We start from the raw sequence: 20,435 nt of genomic DNA, 5'->3' as shown, positions 1-20,435 counted from the left end.
AAGGTTACAGCAAACCCAGATTTACTCAGTGAGTCTATTCGATACAACTAAACATATGCTAATGCATGTTTATTAGATGTATGAGTAATGAGCTAATTCCTTCTCCTATTTTTCAATTAGTACTGATCCCTTCGGTCTTCTTTTCGGAGCTTTTCTTTGTGTTCCAGCATTTTGAATTCAAGATCAAGGGGAGCGTGGGAGATAAGCGGGAACAGAAATCTCTGCTCCAACGCGACGTGCCGGATAAAATGTCGCTGCAAGACAGAAATTTTTGCGTGGAACAGTTCGTCATCAAAGCCTTGCCCATCCAGGGTTTCAAGCAGGATCTTGAGGCAGAAGTGCTCGACAACAGCTTCGTCAATCTGCGTGCTAAGGCTAGCTTCAGGTGGCAGGTTACGTAATGCAGGAAGGACAACCTCCTCCTTGAGGGACAGGTAGAGCGTAAACTGGTCGCATAGTCGCTGGATTAACGACACAGCCTCTTCTTCTGTCTGTGCTTCTGCTCCAATCCGATTAAAGCATTCCAGTATGGCTTCGTGTTCCGCCCTGATCAGGCCGATCGGAGCATGAGAGCCTCCATCCTCAGCCTGACGAAAATGGGGACTCGAGGCGGAAACGAGATGGCGCATTTCAAACTCTCCTGACAGTTGACTTTGCTACAGGCGAGGCAAACATCAGGCCAAGGTGAAAACGACGTCTGGTTGAATCCTGGGCGCAACCGCCACAAACGATTCGGCAATTTTTACCAGTTTTCGGGAAAGTTTTCCGGGTTTCGTTTTCAACGATCGTGACGTGCTGGCCCATGTGCCGTTTGCATCGCAGTTTCAGGCTGGACAAGACGTTACTGGCACAGAATCTGCTGCCCTGGAGTTACCGGCTCATCACCGGTGGTTTGTATCGAGTGTCTCTTCTTGAGCAAGGCTACGGTCTTGCTCTTTTTTTGTCTCTCTGGCGGGTTTACGTCATTATTCCCGTAGCAAAGCTTTAGCCAAGGGCCTTGTGTAAATTTTTCGAAGGCGATACACCCCCGTTCCAGCTAACTTCAGGACTTGTCCCTCACCCATGTATCGCCTTCTTTATGGTACTCGTTCTTCACTGCAGACCAGGCCACCTTGTGCGCGGTTTCCTCGCGGCCGGAATCTCCGCGGCGGTCGTTCGGGTCTTTGTACTCGTCCCACGCCGAATTGAAAGCTTTGCGGTAAATTTCCTGGGCATGGGACGGCAGGTTCCCACGCACGTTGTCAGGCAAATCCGAGTTCTTTTCGTAAGGCATCGTTCATCTCCTTTATGTGCCCGTTCTTAACTTTAGCAGTTGCGGCACGGCCGAACGTTACCCAACTTTATAGAACCACCAACTCTCTGAATGCTGGTGAGTGACAATAGCGGCATGCTCATTGCTAAAAATTCAGTTTGACGCAAATTCGGTACTGCTCTTTACTGAAACACATGACGCCGTTCTCAACGTAAAGAGAAAGGGGTGCTGACCAACAAGGAGGGTCACCATGTCACTGCCTCAAGCAGAGTTAAATTCACCCGAAGTCCATTCCGATTTTCCCATACCCGATCTTGTGCCCGTGCGAAGCTACCGGGCGATTCGTGCGGCAACCGAAGCGATCTGCGCACCTCTCGCTAATGAGGATTACGTGGTTCAGACTATGGATGATGTAAGCCCACCCAAGTGGCACCTGGCGCACGTTACCTGGTTTTTCGAGACATTTCTGCTTCGGCCTTTCTTACCTGGCTACGAGCCATTTAACGCGGTGTATGACCACCTATTCAATTCTTATTACGAAACCCACGGCTCCCCTTACCCTCGTCCGGCCCGCGGGTGGCTGTCCCGTCCGACGGTGGCGGAGGTTTATGCTTACCGCCACCACGTGGATGCAGCGATGGAACATTTGCTACTGGATTCACTACTTTCCCCCAACGGGGGAGGGGCATCGGACGAGATACTGTCTCGCCTGAAACTGGGGCTGCACCATGAACAACAACATCAGGAATTACTCCTGATGGATATCAAACACATACTCGCTTCGAACCCGCTGGCGCCTGTTTATCGAAGCGATGTCGCGCAGCCCCGGATTACCGAGCCTACCGGCCTCGAATGGATCGGCTATGCCGACGGCATGAAACCAGTCGGCCACAGCGGAAAAGCTGCCGATTTCGCTTTTGATAATGAAAGCCCCCGGCATCAGCAGTATGTCTCTGCGTTCTGGCTTGGCAGCCGACCAGTCAGCAATCGTGAGTTCATGGATTTTATCGATGATGGTGGCTATGAGCGCGTAGAGCTTTGGCTTTCTGATGGCTGGAGCACAGCACAGAACAATGGCTGGGCCGCTCCGCTTTATTGGGAACGATCAGGTTCAAAATGGTTATACCGCACGCTGGCGGGGCGCCAGACCGTCAACCCGGCTGCCCCGGTATGCCATGTGAGCTTTTATGAAGCCGACGCTTATGCCAGGTGGGCGGGCGCTCGCCTGCCCACCGAAACCGAATGGGAAGTAGCCGCCACTGAAAGTCCCCTTACGGGTAACTTCCTGGAAAACGACCAACTCCAGCCCTTGCCTCCCGCCAACGAGGAGCCCGGGCCGGTGCAGCTGTTCGGTGACGTTTGGGAGTGGACGGGAAGCGCCTACCGCCCCTATCCCGGTTTCAAGCCCCTCGGGGGCAGCCTGGGAGAGTATAACGGCAAGTTCATGTCAGGTCAGATGGTGTTGCGCGGCGGCTGTTGTGCCACTCCCGCCTCTCATATTCGCGCCAGTTACCGCAACTTTTACCCGCCCCACGCACGTTGGGCATTTTCCGGTTTTCGTTTAGCCAGGGAGGACTGAACCATGACAACCGCCGTTCATTTCTACGACCATGAACCCACTGAGGCTTATTCATTGTCGATGCGGGAGGACATTCTGAAGGGGCTTCGCGGCCGGCCTAAAGTCTCTTCGCCCAAGTACCTCTACGATCAATACGGATCCGTTTTATTTGAAGAAATCTGCCGGCAGCCGGAGTACTACCTCAGCCGTACCGAGGAAGCTATTTTGGCCTCCGTGGTGGATGAAATCGGGGAACTTGCCGGGGAGCAACTCTCCCTTATAGATATTGGCAGTGGGGCCAGCCGCAAGATCCGCCTGTTACTGGAGCAAATGAGCATCAGTAATTATCTCGGGGTGGATATTTCCCGGGATTTCCTGATTGAGAGTACCAGCAAGCTGGCCACCGACTACCCCTGGCTGAACGTGCACGCAATCTGCGCGGATTTCAGCAAACGGATCCCGTTTCCCGTTGAGCTTACAGATGGGCGGATTGTTGCCTTTTTTCCCGGTTCCAGTATCGGTAACTTCACTCCAGCCGAGGCCAGCGCGTTCCTTGCGGGGATCTATCATGCATTGCCTCCGGGTAGCGCCCTCCTAATCGGCGTCGATCTGATCAAAGATCCCTCCACTCTGGAAGCTGCCTACAATGATGCGGCTGGCATAACCGCGCTGTTCAACCTTAATTTACTGACGCGGCTTGAAACCGAGCTGGACGCCCAGCTTGATTCCGGGCGATTTTTCCATCGTGCTTTCTTCAATGAGAAACACAGCCGTATCGAGATGCACCTGGTGAGCACCGTGGAACAGGTTGTGGCCATTGCCGGTGAAACCTTCCAGTTCCGGGAAGGAGAAAGCATTCACACCGAGAATTCGTACAAGTATTCCATTGAAGGGTTCCAGACGCTGGCCCAACGCTCCGGTTTTACATGCCGAAAAGTGTGGACCGATGGCTGCGGTTATTTCAGCGTGCACTACCTGGAGCATCAGGGCTGACCGTAAGCGCGCCGGCGGGTTCTGACAACTTTCGGAGACAGCCAGTATGATCTTACTCATCGTTATTTTCATCATCTTCGGTGCCACTCTGTTGGCCGGAGGCGTCTGGCTCCTCCTAGTTGGCGGCAGCTGGTATTACTTGCTTGCCGGGACTGCAATGATGATTGTTGCCCTTCTGATAAAGAACCGACGGCCCGCTGCACAGGTGGCGTACGCCGCCCTGTTGCTCGCCACGACCGTGTGGGCGTTCTGGGAAGCGGGGTTTGACTGGTGGCCGCTGGCATCGCGACTCGGTGTTTTACTGCTGCTGGCAATCCCCTTGCTGTTCCCGGGGATCGGCAATCCACGGTGGGGGGCGGCAGTTCTGGGCGTTGTCTGGGTGGGTGTAGGGCTGTTTACTGTGGCCAGCTTACTTCACGATGCGCATCGCATCGACGGGGAATTGCCAACTGAAGCAGTTGTCACCAATCCCCGCCTCGGGGGTGTGCCCGAAGGAGACTGGCTAAGCTACGGCAGGAGTAACCTGGGACAGAGGTACTCGCCGCTCAAACAGATAACGCCCGACAACGTTGATCAGCTGGAACTGGCCTGGGAATACCAGACCGGCGACCGAAAAGGTCCCGAAGACGTGGTTGAAACCACATACGAGGCCACTCCCTTGAAGGTGGGCAATACTTTGTTCCTCTGTACCCCCCACAACTGGCTGGTAGCACTTGATGCCGATACCGGAGAAGAACGTTGGGTATACGATGCTCAGGTTCCCCCTGAGAGCCAGCGCCAGCACCAGACCTGCAGAGGAGTCTCCTACCTTCCACCCGCACAGAACAACCTGCCACCGGTAGAGACAGCCGAGATGCCTGCCGAACAACTGAACAGTGTGCATTGTGATGCCCAGCTGTTTCTACCAACGTCCGACGCCCGGCTGTTGGCCCTCGATCCCTCCAGCGGTGCCCGCTGTACCGAGTTTGGCAGCGATGGTGAACTGAACCTGATGCATAACATGCCCCACAAGCAGGACGGTTTCTATTACTCCACTTCGCCCCCTGTTGTTGCTAATGGGGTGGTCGTCGTGGCCGGGGCCGTGAACGACAACTACGACATCAATGCTCCATCCGGTGTCATTCGGGCCTACGACGTCAAATCGGGGGAGTTGATATGGAACTGGGACCCAGCCAACCCGGAACAGACTCAGCCAATCGCCGCCGAGGGGACCTACTCTACCAGTTCGCCCAACAGTTGGGCCGTTGCCAGCGCCGATGAGGAACTCGGCATGGTGTATTTTCCCATGGGCAATCGCACACCTGATCAACTCGGGATGTACCGCACACCGGCGGAAGAGACCTATTCTTCGTCGGTCGTGGCCCTGAGCCTCGAGACGGGCCAGGTTCAGTGGGTTCAGCAATTTGTTCACCATGATCTGTGGGACATGGATACTCCGGCACAGCCCAGCCTGGTTGACATTCAGACAGACCAAGGTCTCGAGCCCGGCCTGGTCGTCCCAACCAAACAGGGCGACGTCTACGTACTGAACCGGGAAACCGGAGCGCCGCTGATACCCATTACGGAGAAGAAAGCACCTCAGGGGACGATCGAGGGCGACTACGCCGCTCTTACCCAGCCTGTTTCCGGGCTGAGCTTCCGCCCGCCAGCCCTGAAAGGGTCCGACATGTGGGGTGCCAGCCCCATCGATCAGATGATCTGCCGGATCAAGTTCCAGTCACTGCGCTATGAGGGTCAATACACCCCACCATCTCTCCAGGGCACCGTGGTCTATCCCGGAAATTTCGGCGTTTTCAATTGGGGAGGAATTGCCGTCGACCCTGAGCGCCAGGTCATGTTCGGCATGCCGCTCTATATGGCGTTTACTTCCCGGCTAGTGCCGAAGGACAAGGAAGTTTCAGAAGAAGCCTCAAATAGCGGGGAACAGGGGCTCAACGAGAACGCAGGAGCCCCGTACGGGATTGAGCTTCAACCATTGATGTCGCCACTAGGGATTCCCTGTCAGAGACCGCCCTGGGGCTACGTAGCCGGGGTAAACCTGCGGACCGGGGAGATAGTATGGAAGCACAAAAACGGAACCATTGAGGATATGTCCCCCCTGCCGGTCCCCCTTGAGCTCGGCGTGCCGGGAATCGGCGGCCCGGTTATTACCAGAGGCGGCGTGGTATTCCTGGCCGCAACCGTAGATAACTATCTGCGCGCTTATGATCTGACGAATGGAGAAGTGCTTTGGCGGGCGCGTTTGCCTGCCGGGGGGCAAGCAACACCCATGACATACCTGAACAGTCGCGGGGAACAAATGGTTGTTCAGGTGGCCGGTGGACATGGGTCTATTGGGACGACTATCGGGGACTATGTACTTGCTTATAAGCTGAAATAAGAAGTATGTCGTGAAACGCGTGAGACCTCACACGCCGTAACCCAGAGTTACGCTCTGCAGTGGTTCTCAGGAGCTGGTTGGCCGATGATGCGTGCCAGCCAAGTCCGCCGGAGCCCCTCTGTATATGAATGCGAGAGTACGTGCTGAGAGTCACCCTTTTGAACAATCAGTCCCCACGATTGCAGGCATTCCAACTAACGATCTCCCTGCACTTTTCGATTACTGCAATCGTCAGTACTTCAGTAATGAACTGCAGCCCTCACCCGGATTCAGGTTGACCTTTTCCCGGTCCGTTCGCCTGTCTGGATGTTTCAGTTTTTGCCTCGAGAGCCACCTGGACTGGGGCATCACCATTTCGCGCCGACTATGTGATCACCCACGCGCCCTGCTGAGCACCCTCGTTCATGAAATGATCCATATGCTCGCCCACCAGCGTTTTCGCCGGTCGGGGGATCCTGCGCTTCTGGATGAGTCCCCTCTTCCGGGCCAGCCTTATGTGAACCGGGGCCATGGTGCCTTTTTCATGGGTGAACTGGAACGGTTGAATCAGCAATACCCGGAGCTGGGCCTGACCGTGAAGTCCACCTTCGGCGATCATCTTTATGACCATTCGAAGATCGCTCCGGTGCGGCTCCTGCTGGTTCATATCTGCCCCCTGGCAGGTAAAGGTATGGTGTATCGCCTCCACGATCAGGCACCTTTGGATTGGGAGCGGTTGCGCGAGACCGCTGGCAAAGTTCATGGAGTGAGCAGCATCAGACTACTGGAAGTACCCGGCCACCTGGCGGAAGGTTTGCCGGCATTACGGCGGGATAACGCCCCGCGAAAAAGAATGAAGCGATTATCTCTGCGCAATTTCGACGCCAAGGTGGAGAATTTTTTACGCGCTCCGGGTACTCGGGAATACGTTCCGATCTCGGGGCTCTCCTCGGTCACGGAGTAAGGTTGGTCTGGTGCGAAACCCCGTAAAAACGGCAATCCGAAGGCAAATCTGACACCCAAGCACAAGCTCAGCGGTTCGTTCAGATCAGCGACCCTGCCTGCGCGGGAGTTAGGAAGGAAAGGGACTGGGCGGGTAACTGGAGGGCGAGAAAAAGCAGGGCAAAGCGTGGCACAGAGGTTGCAAAGACCCTCTCGCGGCCGGCTTGACCGGCCACTAATATCTTTGCCCAGGAAACGGAGGATTACCATGTTAAAGGAAATGCTTTTGTCTACCGCGATCTGCACAGCTCTGGTTTTTACCCCTTTGCTGGCTCAGGGCATCGGCGGCAATACTGAAAATCCGCAAACCACTGGCCAGCAACCGGGACAGAATGATGCCGGCGGCCAGGCCAGTGCCTCGCCGAAGGGAATGGAGTTTGATGAGCTGGACCGCGACGGTGACGGTAAACTGAATGAAGACGAACTCAACCGCTATGGCAGCACCGCAGCGGGCAATCAGCAAAACCCGCCCGGCGATCAAGGCGAGCAGCTGCTTGACATGTACGACAGTGATGACGATGGTGAGTTGTCAAAAGACGAGCTGGAGCAGGCCCCTCATTAAAAAGGACGATAGATGAGTGATGGGCTCATGGGGGGGCGGCGGAAGGGCTATCCTCGCCCTCGCACTCACCAGACTCTACTGAGTCCCAGTCCCAACCTTCCTTGCGCACCAGCGCATGCAATCTGGCGCGCCGCCGGGCCAGGGTTTGAAATGACGCCTCAAGATTGTCCGCAACCGGTACGGCCAACCTCTTCAGATGGCACGTGGAAGGCACCGGCGGCGTCGGCGGATTCTGATCTTCCATCGGGAGCCCCACTCGCCTGAGATAATGCGTAATGACCGCCTGCGTCTTGCTTATCTTCAGAGAGTACCACCGATAATCGGCCTGGAGACCACTCCTCAGAACGCTTAGGGCTTCATCCAGTATGGTCAGTTGCAACCCAAGGGAGAAGCATGCCTGTTTTCCGTAAAAAAGATCCAGCATGGGGTAAGCAAGACGCTGCTCGGCGCATTCGATGACGTGCCCCGAAATGGCGTCAAGCTCATCTTCGAACGAACGGCGGTTCCCCGTTTGCCACGCGGTATGCACCACCTCCTGCGGATTGGCTCCGAGCAGTGACACCCTGAAAGCCACTGTTCGGCGTACAATAACTGCCTGCACCAACGGCAGTGCGTAGGTAATAATCAACGTCACCAGCACCAGCCCGTTGAAAGCAGCCACGACGGTTAAAAGTTTCGGCACCTCCCCACTGGGTTTGAAATCCCCCACACCCAACGTAGAGAGTGTAAAGCCGATAAAATAAGCCCGATCGGCGAGGTCCGCTGCCATACCACTTTGCGCATGCAAAATGCCTGACGGGAACGCCGAGAAGACCAGCCACCAGCCCAGCCACAGGAACAACAGCCAGAGTGTACCCAGCAGGACCATGGTTCCGGGGCCGACCGTAATGAGCATCTCTCGTGTGCCTGTCACGCGAAGCATCAGCTGTGAGACCGCGCCAGCGCCCGCGGTAACAACCTGGGTAATAGGTCCGCTACCCTGAGTGGTCAGCGTTGTGCATAGAACGTCCAGCATTACCACGGTAATAACGGTTGCACCACTTATGAGATAAACCAGGTCCTGATCCATGGGTATTCCTCATCGCTGTACCAAACAACGCCCGAGTATCCCTGAATACCATGCACGGTAATTAACACAGGTTAAATTCACCGCCAGGGGGGTCTGTTTAAATAGCTGTTCTCAGTAGCCGAAAACACCGACGGAGTTGGGCATGCATGACCATGAAACCCGAGATCCTCGTTATCGCTATCCCCGGCCTGAATTCCAGAAACAACCCCAAGCACTGCCGGGCCAGGAGGATGACATGTCCCCTGGCCCCGACCATGGCGAAATGACCTACACGGGCTCCGGCAAACTTGAGGGCAAAGTTGCCCTGGTCACAGGCGGCGATAGCGGAATCGGTCGTGCGGTCTGCCTCGCCTACGCGCGGGAAGGCGCCGCCGTTGCGTTCACCTACCTGAGCGAAGAGGCGGATGCAGCACAGACCGTACAATTGGTCCAGGACGCAGGGCAGGAAGCCTTGGCACTGAGACTGGACCAAAGCTCGAGTGAAGCGTGCGACAGAGTCGTGGAGAAAGTACTGGATCAGTTCTCTCACCTCGACGTTCTGGTCAACAACGCGGCGGTTCAGCTCAGTTACGACCAGTTGGACGATATACCTGACGATGAACTCCGTTATACGTTCAGTACCAATATCGAGGCCTACTTCTACTTCTGCAGAGCAGCACTGCGCCACCTTCCGCCCGGTGGCAGCATCATTAATACCACCTCTATTCAGGCATTTGCCCCCAGCATTCACCTGGCCCCCTATGCTGCGACCAAGGCCGCCATTGCAAATTTTACTCTCGCGCTCGCAGCGGATGCCATCAAGCGGGGAGTAAGGGTGAATGGCGTTGCCCCGGGGCCGGTATGGACACCCCTCATCCCGGCAACGATCCCTGAGGATAAAGTGCCCGGGTTCGGTTCGAACACGTTGCTCGAACGCCCGGCCCAGCCTGCTGAACTTGCTCCAGCCTATGTGTTCCTCGCTTCTCCGGAAGCAAGTTACGTGGTGGGCGAAATATACGGGGTCACCGGCGGGCGGATGCACATCTGACCTTTAACTGTTCTCTTCGACACTAGCAAAGGAGCGCGGTCATGGCCAAATCAAAGAACAGCAATCCGGAGTACCCCGTCGGTGCCGGTGGTGAGATTCATCAGTCCGCCACAGGTAAGTCGGACACCCTGACCACGCAGCAGGGTGTGCCCATTGCAGACGACCAGAACTCTCTGAGAGCCGAGCGCCGTGGGCCTACTCTCCTCGAAGATCAGGTCATGCGGGAGAAGGTATTCCACTTCGACCATGAGCGGATCCCCGAAAGAGTGGTTCACGCACGCGGATTTGGTGCCCACGGTTATTTCGAGAATTACGAATCTCTATCCGACATTACCGAAGCGGATATCTTTCAGCGTGCGGGCGAACAGGTGCCGGCGTTTGTGAGGTTTTCCACCGTGTTGGGCAATAAAGGCTCCGCTGACCTCCCCCGCGATGTGCGTGGTTTCGCCGTCAAACTGTATACGAAACAGGGAAACTGGGATCTCGTGGGTAATAACATTCCCGTTTTCTTTATCCAGGATGCAATCAAATTCCCCGATCTGGTCCACGCCGCCAAGCAAGAGCCTGACCGAGGTTTTCCACAAGCTCAGAGTGCTCACGATAATTTCTGGGACTTTGTAACCCTGATGCCGGAAAGCATGCATATGTTGATGTGGGCAATGTCAGACCGTGCAATCCCCCGCTCGTTCCGGTTTATGGAAGGGTTTGGTGTTCATAGCTTCCGCTTTATTAACAAAGCGGGCGAAGCAAGGTTCGTCAAATTCCACTGGAAGCCGGCTCTCGGGCTCCAGTCCGTTGTGTGGAACGAAGCCCTGAAAATCAACGGTGCGGATCCGGACTTCCACCGCCGGGACATGTGGGACGCCATTCAGCGAGGGGATTTCCCTGAGTGGGAACTCGGCGTGCAGGTGTTCGATGATGCTTTTGCCGATCAGTTCGAGTTTGACGTTCTCGACTCGACCAAAATCATTCCTGAAGAGCAGATACCAGTGAAGCCTATCGGCAAGCTGGTGCTTAATCGCGTGGTCGATAACTTCTTCGCTGAAACGGAGCAGGTGGCGTTCTGCACCCAGAACATTGTGCGAGGCATAGATTTCTCAAATGACCCGCTTCTGCAAGGGCGCAATTTCTCGTATCTCGACACCCAGCTGAAACGCCTGGGCAGCCCTAATTTCACCCAGATTCCGGTTAATGCACCAAAATGTCCGATCCATCATTTCCAGCAGGATGGGCACATGGCCATGACCAACCCACGCGGACGGGCAAATTACGAACCGAACAGCTGGGACAACGGCGAAGGCCCAAGAGAAAACCCCGACACAGGATTTCGCAGCTATCCGCAACAGATCGAAGGCGAGAAACAGCGGGTGCGCTCTGAAACCTTTGCGGATCACTACAGCCAGGCGCGGCAGTTCTATATAAGCCAGACCGATGTGGAGCAGGAGCACATCGCGGATGCGTTTGTGTTTGAGCTCAGTAAAGTCGAGCGGGAAGACATCCGGTTGCGGATGGTGAGCCATCTACTCAACGTAGATCAGGATCTGGCAAACAACGTTGCTCAGGGGCTGGGCCTGGCATCGCTACCTGAACCGGCCAAAGCAGCCATACCCACCCGCACCGATTTACCCGCCTCCCCCAAACTGAGCATTCTGCTTAACGGCCCCGGAAGCTTCAAAGGGCGGAAGCTGGGCGTTCTGGTTTCAGAGGGGGTTGACGCCAATCTATTCTCCGCATTGAAGGATGCCGCCGTTTCGGAAGGCGCCACTGTAGCGGTCGTCGCGCCTACGGTGGGGGGCGTTACCGCCAGCGATGGCACCTCTATAGCCGCAAACGAGAAAGTAGACGGAGGTCCATCCGTTCTGTTCGATGCGGTGGTCGTCCTGATTGCTGAAGAGGGAGCAGATAAGCTGATAAACCATGGCCCTGCCAGGGACTTCGTCAATGACGCTTTTGCGCATTGCAAATTTATTGGCTACACCATGGATGCACTTCCTTTATTCCAGTCAGCGGGCCTGGAAAGTAAGCTCGATGCGGGGTGTATTTCTATCCGGAAGGCCAGTGATGCGACCGACTTTCTAAACTCATGCAAAGAACTGCGGCACTGGGAGCGCCAGGGCAGTGTAAACAAGGTTTAACGCCTACCGCCCAGACACCCGGCGCCAACTTGCTGCGCCGGGTGGCGCGACATCATGCCCGATGATGGGGCGTCAGCGCTTCGGTTCTATCCCGCGCGGCCAGATAATGGGGCCTGCGGGGGGTGCGCGCGAACGGCTGCACCAAACGGTTGTCGACGCTGTTGTATACGAAGAACAGGTTGGCTCTCGGCCATGGCGACATATTCCGGTTTGAGGCATGCAGGGTGTTACACTCGAAGAGCAACAGAGAACCAGCCGGGCCAGTAGGGGCTTTAATACCATGTTTCTGAGCCAGAGTGCTGACTGCCTGCTGCGGAGGCAAACCCACGGTCTGCTGCTTCAAAGATTGCTCCCAATTATTGTCAGGCGTCGTGCCCGCGCAGGGAATGAAGTACTCGTGTGAGCCCGGAATCAACATGAGTGGACCATTGAAGGGGTTATTCTCGGTCAGCATGATTGAGGCGCTTATCGCCCGCATCTCTGGCATTCCGTCTTCACTGTGCCAGGTTTCGAAGTCCGAATGCCATTCAAAGCCATTGCCACTGAACCCAGATTTACTATTGATTCGCGATTGATGGATGTACACATCACCGCCGAGCAACTGCTGAACCATGTCCAGCAAGAGAGGATCCCGCGTCAGTTCGTCGAATGCAGAGGAAATCTCATGCATGGCAAACACCGAACGTATGCGTTCGCGGTTTGAGTCCATAACCACTTCCTCGCGCTCGCAAAAATGGCGGTCTTGCGCCATGACGTCCAGCTCCTCAAGAAAAGACGAGATCATGTGCTGAGGGAAGAACCTATCCAGCCAAAGGAAACCGTCGCGCTCATAATTCTTGATCTGCTGCGAATTCAGGAGGCCGCCTGCTTTCCCCGAACCGTGAACTACAGGCTCGTTCCTTGGATACATTGCTCCCGCAATGTCTTCTCTGCTCCGGTAATAGTCAGTTCGATCCAACATTGTTACCAATCTCCATCTCGGTTTATGTAGGAGTGACCGTACAGGCAGGAGCAATAGCCTGGCACAACATAGGTTATGTTATTAACGACGACACCCAGGGACGGGGTCAGGGGAACGGCACTGCCCCCGCAGCCGAAGATTACCTAACCCAATGACCTCAAAACATAAAAACGCCGGAGTACGAGCTGCGAGTAATCGAACCTTCGCCGCCCCCTTCTCCGTTTGGTAATGCCACCTTCACAATCGCTTTCGCCCGCCCCCCTGAAGCCCGTTCGCCCGTAACGGGTTGCCAGGTCTAACAGAAACGAGAATCCTGCCGGGATCATGAGCGTTTGGTCATTCTTACGGAGCAAAAAAGCACTTTTGGCTTAACCTAGGATAATTTCTCTCGGTCCTTGTGGTGGGCAAGATGAACGAGACTTCATGCACCTCAATCAGGGATCAGGAGGAGACCATGGCACCATCCAACCGTAGAATTTCGCGTTCACTGGCCCAGCACGGCGGCTCAGCCGGCGGAGGGTTGATCGCACTCGCGTCAAGGCGAGGGGGAGTCATGGGGGTACTCCTCGCAATCGTTGGGGCAGGCCTGTTGTATAAAGCCGTTTCTGCTGGCCGCGCGCAAACCAGGCGGCTCCCCTCCGCTCCCGATCGGGGCCGGGATATCCACCTGAGCAGCTCCGTCTCGATAAATCGGTCGGCTGCCGATATTTACAAATTCTGGAGAGATTTCTCGAATCTCCCGAAAGTGATGAGCTTTCTAGAGAAAGTGGAACCCAGAGAAGGTCGGATCAGCCATTGGGTAGCAAGAGTACCCAAGGGCCCAGCCCTTGAATGGGACTCGGAATTGGTTGAGGACACCCCCCAGCATCAGCTCAGTTGGCGTTCGCTGGAGGGTTCAGACCTCAATACCTGGGGAACAGTGGTATTCGAACCCAGAGGTGACGGTCGGGTAACCGAGGTCTCGCTCAGCTTCAACTTTAACCCGCCGGGCGGAGTAACCGGCAGCGCCACCGCAAACTTCTTGCGGAGTCTTGAGTCCTCGGTGCTGTCCAAGAACCTGCGAAATCTGAAAGCACAGCTGGAAACCGGTGAGATTCCCACCAACAGTCAATTCGATGGTAAAACCCATGCCGGCAGGAGGCCATCGTGAAAGCTGTCTGCTGGTACGGGAACGAAGATGTCTGAGTCGATACTGTTGCTGACCCGGGCGTCGTCCACCCCAGGGACGCCATTGGGAACTTGCTAGAAGCCAGGGGCCAGAGATCGTCGAGATGAAAGACGTGGACTCCGGCCTTCGTCAGGCCCTAATGGCGTCCCGCAAAGGTGGCACAGTATCAATGGCAGAGCTGGTGGTTCAGAGGCCCATGAAGCAACACGCTGGGCTCCCATAAGAGGGATGCCCAGCAAGACAATTAACGGGTAGGGCGAAATCCCGCTAGCGCCCCTTCCGGCTTTGTTGCCCGCCCTTTTTGCCAGCCTCTCGGGCTTCCTCTGAATCAAATTCGTGGGCATTGCCGGATTCATGCGCTACTTTTCCCCCTTTTTTACCGGCCTGTCGCGCCTCCTCAGAGTCGAACTCATGGGCGCTGCCCTGCTCGTGAGCGGCTTTGCCACCCTTGCGGGCGATGTCCTGTTGCTTATCCTCATCCATTGATGCAAAGCCCCTGGTATCACTCTGCTTCTTAGCCATAATAGACCTCCTGAAAATTGCTCTGTTGCGTAGCCGTACTTTCGTAGGCAAGTGCTGGGCACCTTTCCCCGGCTACACGGTTACTAACGCAAACGCCAGACCAATCCAGCTCGCCCGTTTTTCTGGCCTACTTTCAACGATGTGCGTTGCGGTCGTGACCGGGAGCGGGCTGATGCTCAGGTAAGATTTACACTAGGGCGGTAACTTTCTCCCAGTATGAAAACCCTCCGCTGCCAGAGGTAGGGGTTGGCGACAGGCAAGTGCGAGGGTGCAGGTACGATCAGTACCAGCACCTTGGGGATATCGAGGATAATCTGCTGAGGACAAGCAGTGAGAAGTGTCAGATAGGTTTTTGAACTATAGGCGCAAGAGGAGCAGAGAAATAGGCTGCCCCTCTCATCGCCCTTTCTACTTCACTGCTCCACGAACGCCCGCTCAATCACATAGTGACCCAGATCGCCACCACGGGCTTCCTTGAACCCCATGTTATTGAGGATGCTGCAGGTGTCCTTGAGCATGCTGGGGCTGCCGCAGATCATGAAGCGGTCGTTCTCCAGGTCGAATTCCGGAAGTCCCAGATCGCTGGTCAGCTTGCCGTTTTCCATGGCGTCGGTCAGGCGGCCTTTGTTGCGGAATTCTTCGCGGGTCACGGTAGGGTAATAGAGCAACTTGCCATCAACCATCTCACCGAAGAACTCGTTGTTGGGCAGGTCTTCGATTTCCTGCTGGTACGCCAGCTCGGAGATGTAACGAACACCGTGGGTCAGGATCACCTTGTCGTAGGCCTCATAGACCTCCGGGTCCTTGATGATGCTCATGAACGGTGCCAGACCGGTACCGGTGCTGATCAGCCACAGGTTCTTGCCCGGCAGCAGGTTGTCCATAATCAGCGTGCCCGTGGGCTTGCGGCTGACCAGGATCTCGTCCCCCACCTGAATCTTCTGCAAACGTGAGGTCAGCGGGCCGTCCTGCACTTTGATAGAGAAGAACTCCAGCTCTTCCTCGTAGTTCGCGCTGGCAATGCTGTAGGCGCGCATCAGCGGCTTGCCGTCGGTCTCCAGACCAATCATGGTGAAGTGGCCATTCTTGAATCGAAACCCGGGATCGCGGCTTGTGGTGAAGCTGAACAGGGTATCGTTCCAGTGGCGGACGCTGGTGACTTTCTCTTTGATCAGGTTGCTCATGATAACTCTCGCCTGTTCGTTTCGCGCCGTGTACTTCTATTGGCGCGTTAAGTGGAAGATCTGAATTGCATAAATTCTAACCCCCAGCTAACCTATCGACAAAATGGGATATTTTCATAACCTTATTCGGCTTAATCGATTACGGCAGCGTGTTTTATGAAATACAGTTTTCGTCAGCTTGAAGTTTTCCTCGCTGCAGCCCACTTCCAGAACATCACCCGCGCGGCAGAATCTCTGGCCATGTCACAGTCCGCCGCCAGCAGCGCGCTGAAGGAACTGGAAAGCCAGTTCGATATTCAGCTCTTCGACCGCGTTGGTAAACGCCTGCAGCTCAACGAGCTCGGGCGCCTGTATCGACCCAAAGTGGAAGCACTGCTGGCCCAGGCAGGGGAGCTGGAACAGGCGTTCAGCAAACACTCTGAGGTAGGCGCGCTGAAAGTAGGCGCCACCCTGACCATCGGCAACTATCTGGCGGTTGGTGTGATGGCCCAATACATGAACACCCCTACCCGAGCGAAAGTTGCCCTTGAGGTGGCCAATACCCGCACCATTGCCAAGCGGGTCAGTGATTTCGAGCTGGATATCGGGCTGATTGAGGGCGAACTGCAGTCATCGGAACTGGAAGTCATTCCCTGGCGGGGCGACGAACTGGTGGTGTTCTGTTCGCCCGACCATCCGCTGGCGGCGAAAAAGCAACTGGATGACGACGATCTGCGAGAAGCCACCTGGATTATGCGTGAACCCGGTTCCGGCACCCGCCAAAGCTTTGAGCGGGGTATGCACGGCCTGCTTCCGGATCTCAACATCCTGCTTGAGCTGGAGCACACCGAGGCCATCAAGCGAGCGGTGGATGCGGGCCTGGGCATCGGTTGCCTGTCTCAGGTCTGTCTGGCGGACGCATTCCGGCGCGGAAGTCTCGTGCCATTAAAGGTACCCGATTACCGGGCCTTTGACCGGCAGTTCTATTTCATCCTGCACAAACAGAAGTACCGCAGTGCCGGCATCGATCGCTGGATGGAGCTGTGCCGACAGCTATAGCACCGGTCCGCTGTGGAAACGGAATTCCGTGTCCGGCTCTTCGATCAGTGACTGTTCAATATCCAGAAACACCCTCACCCGCTCGTCCACCGGCCCGCCGTTGGCCTGTTCGGCCAGCGCAAGGTAGTCCTGGTAGTGGCGCGCCTCGGATTTCAGCAACCCCGTGTAAAACTCGGCCAGCCGGTCGTCCAGATGGGGCGCCAGTGCCGCAAAGCGCTCACAGGACCGGGCCTCGATAATGGCACCGACAATCAACACATCGACCAGGCGCCCGGGATCGTCGGTGCGCACCTCCCGCCGCAGGCCCGCGGCGTATCGGGCCGGGGTGAGATGGTCGTAGGTCACCCCACGCTTTTTCATGATGGCCAGTACCTGCTCGAAATGTCGCAGTTCCTCCCGCGCCAGTCGCGACATCTTGTTGAGCAGCTCGGTGTTGTCGACATACCGGTACATCAGGCTCAGGGCGGTCGAGGCTGCCTTCTTCTCACAGTGGGCGTGGTCAATCAACATCAGCGCCTGCTGGTCCAGAGCGTTCTCGATCCAGCGATGCGGTGTGCGGCAGGGCAGAAAGTTGTGAATCTCTTGTAGGGCGTCGTTCATATCGGGAGTACAGCAGTGGCGTCGGGACAAGCGAGTATAGCGCACTTAACAGATCACTCCGACCACTGTCCAACTTAACTTTATAAGGGCTTTCCTATAGAATGCTGCGCCAGTTTAAGGCCTTTTCCGCCATAAAACTCCCGCCAGGCACTGACGCCCACGGCGCGGGACATTCCAACTGATGAGGGTCCATATCGTGTTAGAAGCCTATCGTGAACACGTTGCCGAACGTGCGGCTCTGGGTATTCCCCCCAAGCCCCTGAACGCCGAGCAGACTGCCGCTTTGGTAGAACTGTTGAAGAACCCACCGGCCGGTGAAGAAAACACCCTGGTAGACCTGCTGGAAAACCGCATTCCGCCGGGCGTCGATGAAGCTGCCTACGTCAAGGCCGCGTTCTTGACTGCCATTGTTAAAGGCGAAACCGCCTCTCCCCTGCTCGACAAGCCCAAGGCCGTCAAGCTGCTGGGCATGATGCAGGGTGGCTATAACATCGCCACCCTGGTCGACCTGCTGGACGATGCCGAACTGGCCGAACTGGCCGGTGAACAGCTCAAGCGGACTCTGCTGATGTTCGATGCCTTCAACGATGTGAAGGAAAAGATGGACGCCGGCAACGCGGTCGCCAAGGCAGTGGTTGAATCCTGGGCCAATGCCGAGTGGTTCACCAACAAGAAGAAGGTACCGGAAAGCACCAAGATGGTGGTGTTCAAGGTCACCGGCGAAACCAATACCGACGACCTGTCCCCGGCACCGGACGCCTGGTCCCGCCCGGACATCCCGCTGCACGCCCGCGCTGCCTATAAAATGGAACGTGACGGCCTGAAGCCGGAAGAGCCCGGCGTGACCGGCCCGATGAGCCAGATCGACGAAATCAAGGCCAAAGGCCTGCCCGTTGCCTTTGTGGGCGACGTGGTCGGTACCGGTTCCTCACGTAAATCCGCTACCAACTCGGTGCTGTGGTTCTTCGGTGAAGATATCCCGGGCGTGCCGAACAAGCGTGCTGGTGGTGTCTGTATCGGTAACAAGGTTGCCCCGATCTTCTTCAACACCATGGAAGACGCCGGCGCCCTGGTATTCGAAGCTCCGGTCGACGACATGAACATGGGCGACGTCATCGAGATCCGCCCGTACGACGGCAAGATCCTGAACGAAGCTGGCGAAACCATCTCCGAGTTCAACTTCAAGTCCGACGTCATTCTGGACGAAGTCCAGGCTGGCGGCCGCATCCCGCTGATCATTGGTCGTGGCCTGACCGCCAAGGCACGCGCCGCTCTGGGCATGGGCGCTACTGACATCTTCCGCCTGCCGACAGATCCGGAAGCCGGCACCAAGGGCTTCACCCTGGGCCAGAAAATGGTTGGCAAGGCCTGTGGCCTCGAAGAAGGCCAGGGCGTTCGCCCGGGCACCTACTGCGAGCCACACATGACCACCGTCGGCTCCCAGGACACCACTGGCCCGATGACCCGTGACGAACTGAAAGACCTGGCCTGTCTCGGTTTCCAGGCCGATCTGGTGATGCAGTCCTTCTGTCACACCGCTGCCTATCCGAAGCCGGTGGACGTTGAAATGCAGCACACCATGCCGGACTTCATTCAGACCCGTGGCGGTGTTGCCCTGCGTCCGGGTGACGGCATCATCCACTCCTGGCTGAACCGCATGCTGCTGCCGGATACCGTGGGTACCGGCGGTGACTCCCACACCCGTTTCCCGATGGGCATTTCCTTCCCGGCCGGCTCCGGCCTGGTGGCCTTTGCCGCTGCTACCGGCGTTATGCCGCTGGATATGCCGGAATCTGTGCTGGTGCGCTTCAAAGGCGAGATGCAGCCGGGCATCACCCTGCGTGACCTGGTACACGCCATCCCGCTGTACGGCATCAAGCAGGGCATGCTGACCGTTGAGAAGAAAGGCAAGATCAACGAGTTCTCCGGTCGTATCCTGGAAATTGAAGGCCTCGAGCACCTGACCGTTGAGCAAGCCTTTGAGCTGTCTGACGCCTCTGCCGAGCGCTCCGCTGCTGGTTGTACCATCAACCTGTCTGAAGAGTCCGTGGCCGAGTACCTGCGTTCCAACATCACCATGCTGCGCTGGATGATTGCCGAAGGTTACGGCGATCCGCGTACCCTGGAGCGTCGCGCCAAGCAGATGGAAGAGTGGATTGCCGATCCGAAGCTGATGCGTGCCGACAAAGACGCCGAGTACTCCCACGTCGTCGAAATCGATCTGGCCGACATCAAAGAGCCGATCGTCTGCTGCCCGAACGACCCGGACGACGCCAAGTTCCTGTCCGAAGTGGCTGGCGACAAGGTGGACGAAGTGTTTATCGGCTCCTGCATGACCAACATCGGTCACTTCCGTGCCGCCGGTAAACTGCTCGAGCAGCACAAAGGCCCGCTGAGCACCCGCCTGTGGATGTCTCCGCCGACCAAGATGGATCAGGCGCAGCTGATGGAAGAAGGCTACTTCAACACCTACGGCACCGCCGGTGTTCGCACCGAAATGCCGGGTTGCTCCCTGTGCATGGGTAACCAGGCACGTGTAGCAGCCAAGTCCACCGTGCTGTCCACCTCCACCCGTAACTTCCCGAACCGCCTCGGCGATGGTGCCAACGTGTACCTGACCTCCGCGGAACTGGCAGCGGTCGGTGCGGTACTGGGCAAACTCCCCTCCCCGGCGGAGTACATGGAGTACGCCAAGGACCTGAACAGCATGTCGAAAGAGATCTACAAGTATCTCAACTTCGACCAGATGGAGAACTACACCAAGAAGGCGGCTGAAGCGAACGTTGCTTAAGCGCTGACCTTTCAGGTTTAGTTCCGTAAAAACGCCAGCCTTCGGGCTGGCGTTTTTTATACCGCGAACAAAAAAGGGGCCCCGAAGGAGGCTGTGTAAAAACTCGATTTACATAGCCCCTGGGCTGGCAAGCAAAATGCCTCGGACATTGTCCGGGGCATTTTTGCTTTGAGTCGGTTTGTATTTCCAAGCAATAAAAACACGGGGAACAGAC

General features: G+C 56.4%; 17 protein-coding genes. 10 read left to right on the top strand and 7 right to left on the bottom strand.

The features are described from left to right. Positions 1 to 116 precede the first annotated feature (116 nt). Together DYI22_RS13550 and chaB are read right to left on the bottom strand one after the other, a co-directional pair. Positions 117 to 629: a hemerythrin domain-containing protein gene (locus DYI22_RS13550; protein WP_213478629.1), complete on the bottom strand. Its 513-nt coding sequence runs from the start codon at positions 627 to 629 to the stop codon at positions 117 to 119. Positions 630 to 1,042: 413 nt separating this feature from the next. Then, positions 1,043 to 1,273: a putative cation transport regulator ChaB gene (gene chaB, locus DYI22_RS13545; protein ID WP_213478628.1), complete on the bottom strand. Its 231-nt coding sequence runs from the start codon at positions 1,271 to 1,273 to the stop codon at positions 1,043 to 1,045. 229 nt (positions 1,274 to 1,502) lie between these two features. Between chaB and egtB the strand changes: the two genes are divergently transcribed. From egtB to DYI22_RS13520, 5 genes are all read left to right on the top strand, one after another. Further along, positions 1,503 to 2,831, top strand: a complete 1,329-nt coding sequence (gene egtB / locus DYI22_RS13540; protein WP_228301033.1) for an ergothioneine biosynthesis protein EgtB — start codon at positions 1,503 to 1,505, stop codon at positions 2,829 to 2,831. Positions 2,832 to 2,834: 3 nt separating this feature from the next. Further along, positions 2,835 to 3,803 (top strand): L-histidine N(alpha)-methyltransferase, encoded by a 969-nt coding sequence (egtD, locus tag DYI22_RS13535; protein WP_213478627.1) that lies wholly within the window; start codon positions 2,835 to 2,837, stop codon positions 3,801 to 3,803. Between the two features lie 46 nt (positions 3,804 to 3,849). Next, positions 3,850 to 6,183, top strand: a complete 2,334-nt coding sequence (locus DYI22_RS13530) for a membrane-bound PQQ-dependent dehydrogenase, glucose/quinate/shikimate family (RefSeq protein WP_213478626.1) — start codon at positions 3,850 to 3,852, stop codon at positions 6,181 to 6,183. 124 nt (positions 6,184 to 6,307) lie between these two features. Beyond that, the gene (locus tag DYI22_RS13525; RefSeq protein ID WP_213478625.1) at positions 6,308 to 7,126 is read left to right on the top strand and encodes a SprT-like domain-containing protein; all 819 of its coding nucleotides are present in this window, start codon (positions 6,308 to 6,310) and stop codon (positions 7,124 to 7,126) included. Positions 7,127 to 7,372: 246 nt separating this feature from the next. Further along, positions 7,373 to 7,726 (top strand): EF-hand domain-containing protein, encoded by a 354-nt coding sequence (locus tag DYI22_RS13520; protein ID WP_213478624.1) that lies wholly within the window; start codon positions 7,373 to 7,375, stop codon positions 7,724 to 7,726. A 25-nt stretch (positions 7,727 to 7,751) separates the two neighbouring features. Here the strand turns inward: DYI22_RS13520 and DYI22_RS13515 are convergent, their stop codons facing one another. After that, on the bottom strand, positions 7,752 to 8,795 hold the full coding sequence (locus DYI22_RS13515) for a potassium channel family protein (protein ID WP_213478623.1): 1,044 nt from the start codon (positions 8,793 to 8,795) through the stop codon (positions 7,752 to 7,754). Between the two features lie 142 nt (positions 8,796 to 8,937). Between DYI22_RS13515 and DYI22_RS13510 the strand changes: the two genes are divergently transcribed. Next, entirely contained in the window at positions 8,938 to 9,822 is an 885-nt protein-coding gene (locus DYI22_RS13510) for an SDR family oxidoreductase (RefSeq protein WP_213478622.1), read from the top strand. 41 nt (positions 9,823 to 9,863) lie between these two features. Then, positions 9,864 to 11,957, top strand: a complete 2,094-nt coding sequence (locus DYI22_RS13505; RefSeq protein ID WP_213478621.1) for a catalase — start codon at positions 9,864 to 9,866, stop codon at positions 11,955 to 11,957. Between the two features lie 52 nt (positions 11,958 to 12,009). Here the strand turns inward: DYI22_RS13505 and thpD are convergent, their stop codons facing one another. Further along, complete coding sequence (gene thpD, locus DYI22_RS13500) at positions 12,010 to 12,918, bottom strand: ectoine hydroxylase (RefSeq protein WP_213478620.1); 909 nt, start codon at positions 12,916 to 12,918, stop codon at positions 12,010 to 12,012. A gap of 409 nt (positions 12,919 to 13,327) precedes the next feature. On the opposite strand from thpD, the gene DYI22_RS13495 reads away from it, so the two are divergent. Beyond that, entirely contained in the window at positions 13,328 to 14,068 is a 741-nt protein-coding gene (locus DYI22_RS13495) for an SRPBCC family protein (protein WP_323132916.1), read from the top strand. Positions 14,069 to 14,353: 285 nt separating this feature from the next. Here the strand turns inward: DYI22_RS13495 and DYI22_RS13490 are convergent, their stop codons facing one another. Both DYI22_RS13490 and DYI22_RS13485 read right to left on the bottom strand, forming a co-directional pair. Further along, complete coding sequence (locus DYI22_RS13490) at positions 14,354 to 14,608, bottom strand: KGG domain-containing protein (RefSeq protein ID WP_228301032.1); 255 nt, start codon at positions 14,606 to 14,608, stop codon at positions 14,354 to 14,356. A gap of 413 nt (positions 14,609 to 15,021) precedes the next feature. Next, positions 15,022 to 15,792: a ferredoxin--NADP reductase gene (locus DYI22_RS13485; RefSeq protein WP_213478618.1), complete on the bottom strand. Its 771-nt coding sequence runs from the start codon at positions 15,790 to 15,792 to the stop codon at positions 15,022 to 15,024. 156 nt (positions 15,793 to 15,948) lie between these two features. Between DYI22_RS13485 and DYI22_RS13480 the strand changes: the two genes are divergently transcribed. Beyond that, complete coding sequence (locus tag DYI22_RS13480) at positions 15,949 to 16,830, top strand: LysR family transcriptional regulator (RefSeq protein WP_213478617.1); 882 nt, start codon at positions 15,949 to 15,951, stop codon at positions 16,828 to 16,830. Here the strand turns inward: DYI22_RS13480 and DYI22_RS13475 are convergent. Continuing rightward, positions 16,825 to 17,430, bottom strand: a complete 606-nt coding sequence (locus DYI22_RS13475) for a tRNA-(ms[2]io[6]A)-hydroxylase (RefSeq protein ID WP_213478616.1) — start codon at positions 17,428 to 17,430, stop codon at positions 16,825 to 16,827. The genes DYI22_RS13480 and DYI22_RS13475 overlap by 6 nt on opposite strands. A gap of 196 nt (positions 17,431 to 17,626) precedes the next feature. On the opposite strand from DYI22_RS13475, the gene DYI22_RS13470 reads away from it, so the two are divergent. Beyond that, entirely contained in the window at positions 17,627 to 20,221 is a 2,595-nt protein-coding gene (locus DYI22_RS13470; protein WP_213478748.1) for a bifunctional aconitate hydratase 2/2-methylisocitrate dehydratase, read from the top strand. Positions 20,222 to 20,435: the final 214 nt, after the last annotated feature.

The organism is Marinobacter lipolyticus (assembly GCF_018424605.1).
Taxonomy (GTDB): domain Bacteria; phylum Pseudomonadota; class Gammaproteobacteria; order Pseudomonadales; family Oleiphilaceae; genus Marinobacter; species Marinobacter lipolyticus_B.
This window is presented reverse-complemented; position numbering and strand designations above follow the sequence as displayed.

What these genes read in the sequence shown, in the direction of transcription:
- DYI22_RS13550 (WP_213478629.1), bottom strand. Translation starts at nt 629, where the DNA reads ATGCGCCATCTCGTTTCCGCCTCGAGTCCCCATTTTCGTCAGGCTGAG.
- chaB (WP_213478628.1), bottom strand. Translation starts at nt 1,273, where the DNA reads ATGCCTTACGAAAAGAACTCGGATTTGCCTGACAACGTGCGTGGGAAC.
- egtB (WP_228301033.1), top strand. Translation starts at nt 1,503, where the DNA reads ATGTCACTGCCTCAAGCAGAGTTAAATTCACCCGAAGTCCATTCCGAT.
- egtD (WP_213478627.1), top strand. Translation starts at nt 2,835, where the DNA reads ATGACAACCGCCGTTCATTTCTACGACCATGAACCCACTGAGGCTTAT.
- DYI22_RS13530 (WP_213478626.1), top strand. Translation starts at nt 3,850, where the DNA reads ATGATCTTACTCATCGTTATTTTCATCATCTTCGGTGCCACTCTGTTG.
- DYI22_RS13525 (WP_213478625.1), top strand. Translation starts at nt 6,308, where the DNA reads ATGAATGCGAGAGTACGTGCTGAGAGTCACCCTTTTGAACAATCAGTC.
- DYI22_RS13520 (WP_213478624.1), top strand. Translation starts at nt 7,373, where the DNA reads ATGTTAAAGGAAATGCTTTTGTCTACCGCGATCTGCACAGCTCTGGTT.
- DYI22_RS13515 (WP_213478623.1), bottom strand. Translation starts at nt 8,795, where the DNA reads ATGGATCAGGACCTGGTTTATCTCATAAGTGGTGCAACCGTTATTACC.
- DYI22_RS13510 (WP_213478622.1), top strand. Translation starts at nt 8,938, where the DNA reads ATGCATGACCATGAAACCCGAGATCCTCGTTATCGCTATCCCCGGCCT.
- DYI22_RS13505 (WP_213478621.1), top strand. Translation starts at nt 9,864, where the DNA reads ATGGCCAAATCAAAGAACAGCAATCCGGAGTACCCCGTCGGTGCCGGT.
- thpD (WP_213478620.1), bottom strand. Translation starts at nt 12,918, where the DNA reads ATGTTGGATCGAACTGACTATTACCGGAGCAGAGAAGACATTGCGGGA.
- DYI22_RS13495 (WP_323132916.1), top strand. Translation starts at nt 13,328, where the DNA reads ATGAACGAGACTTCATGCACCTCAATCAGGGATCAGGAGGAGACCATG.
- DYI22_RS13490 (WP_228301032.1), bottom strand. Translation starts at nt 14,608, where the DNA reads ATGGCTAAGAAGCAGAGTGATACCAGGGGCTTTGCATCAATGGATGAG.
- DYI22_RS13485 (WP_213478618.1), bottom strand. Translation starts at nt 15,792, where the DNA reads ATGAGCAACCTGATCAAAGAGAAAGTCACCAGCGTCCGCCACTGGAAC.
- DYI22_RS13480 (WP_213478617.1), top strand. Translation starts at nt 15,949, where the DNA reads ATGAAATACAGTTTTCGTCAGCTTGAAGTTTTCCTCGCTGCAGCCCAC.
- DYI22_RS13475 (WP_213478616.1), bottom strand. Translation starts at nt 17,430, where the DNA reads ATGAACGACGCCCTACAAGAGATTCACAACTTTCTGCCCTGCCGCACA.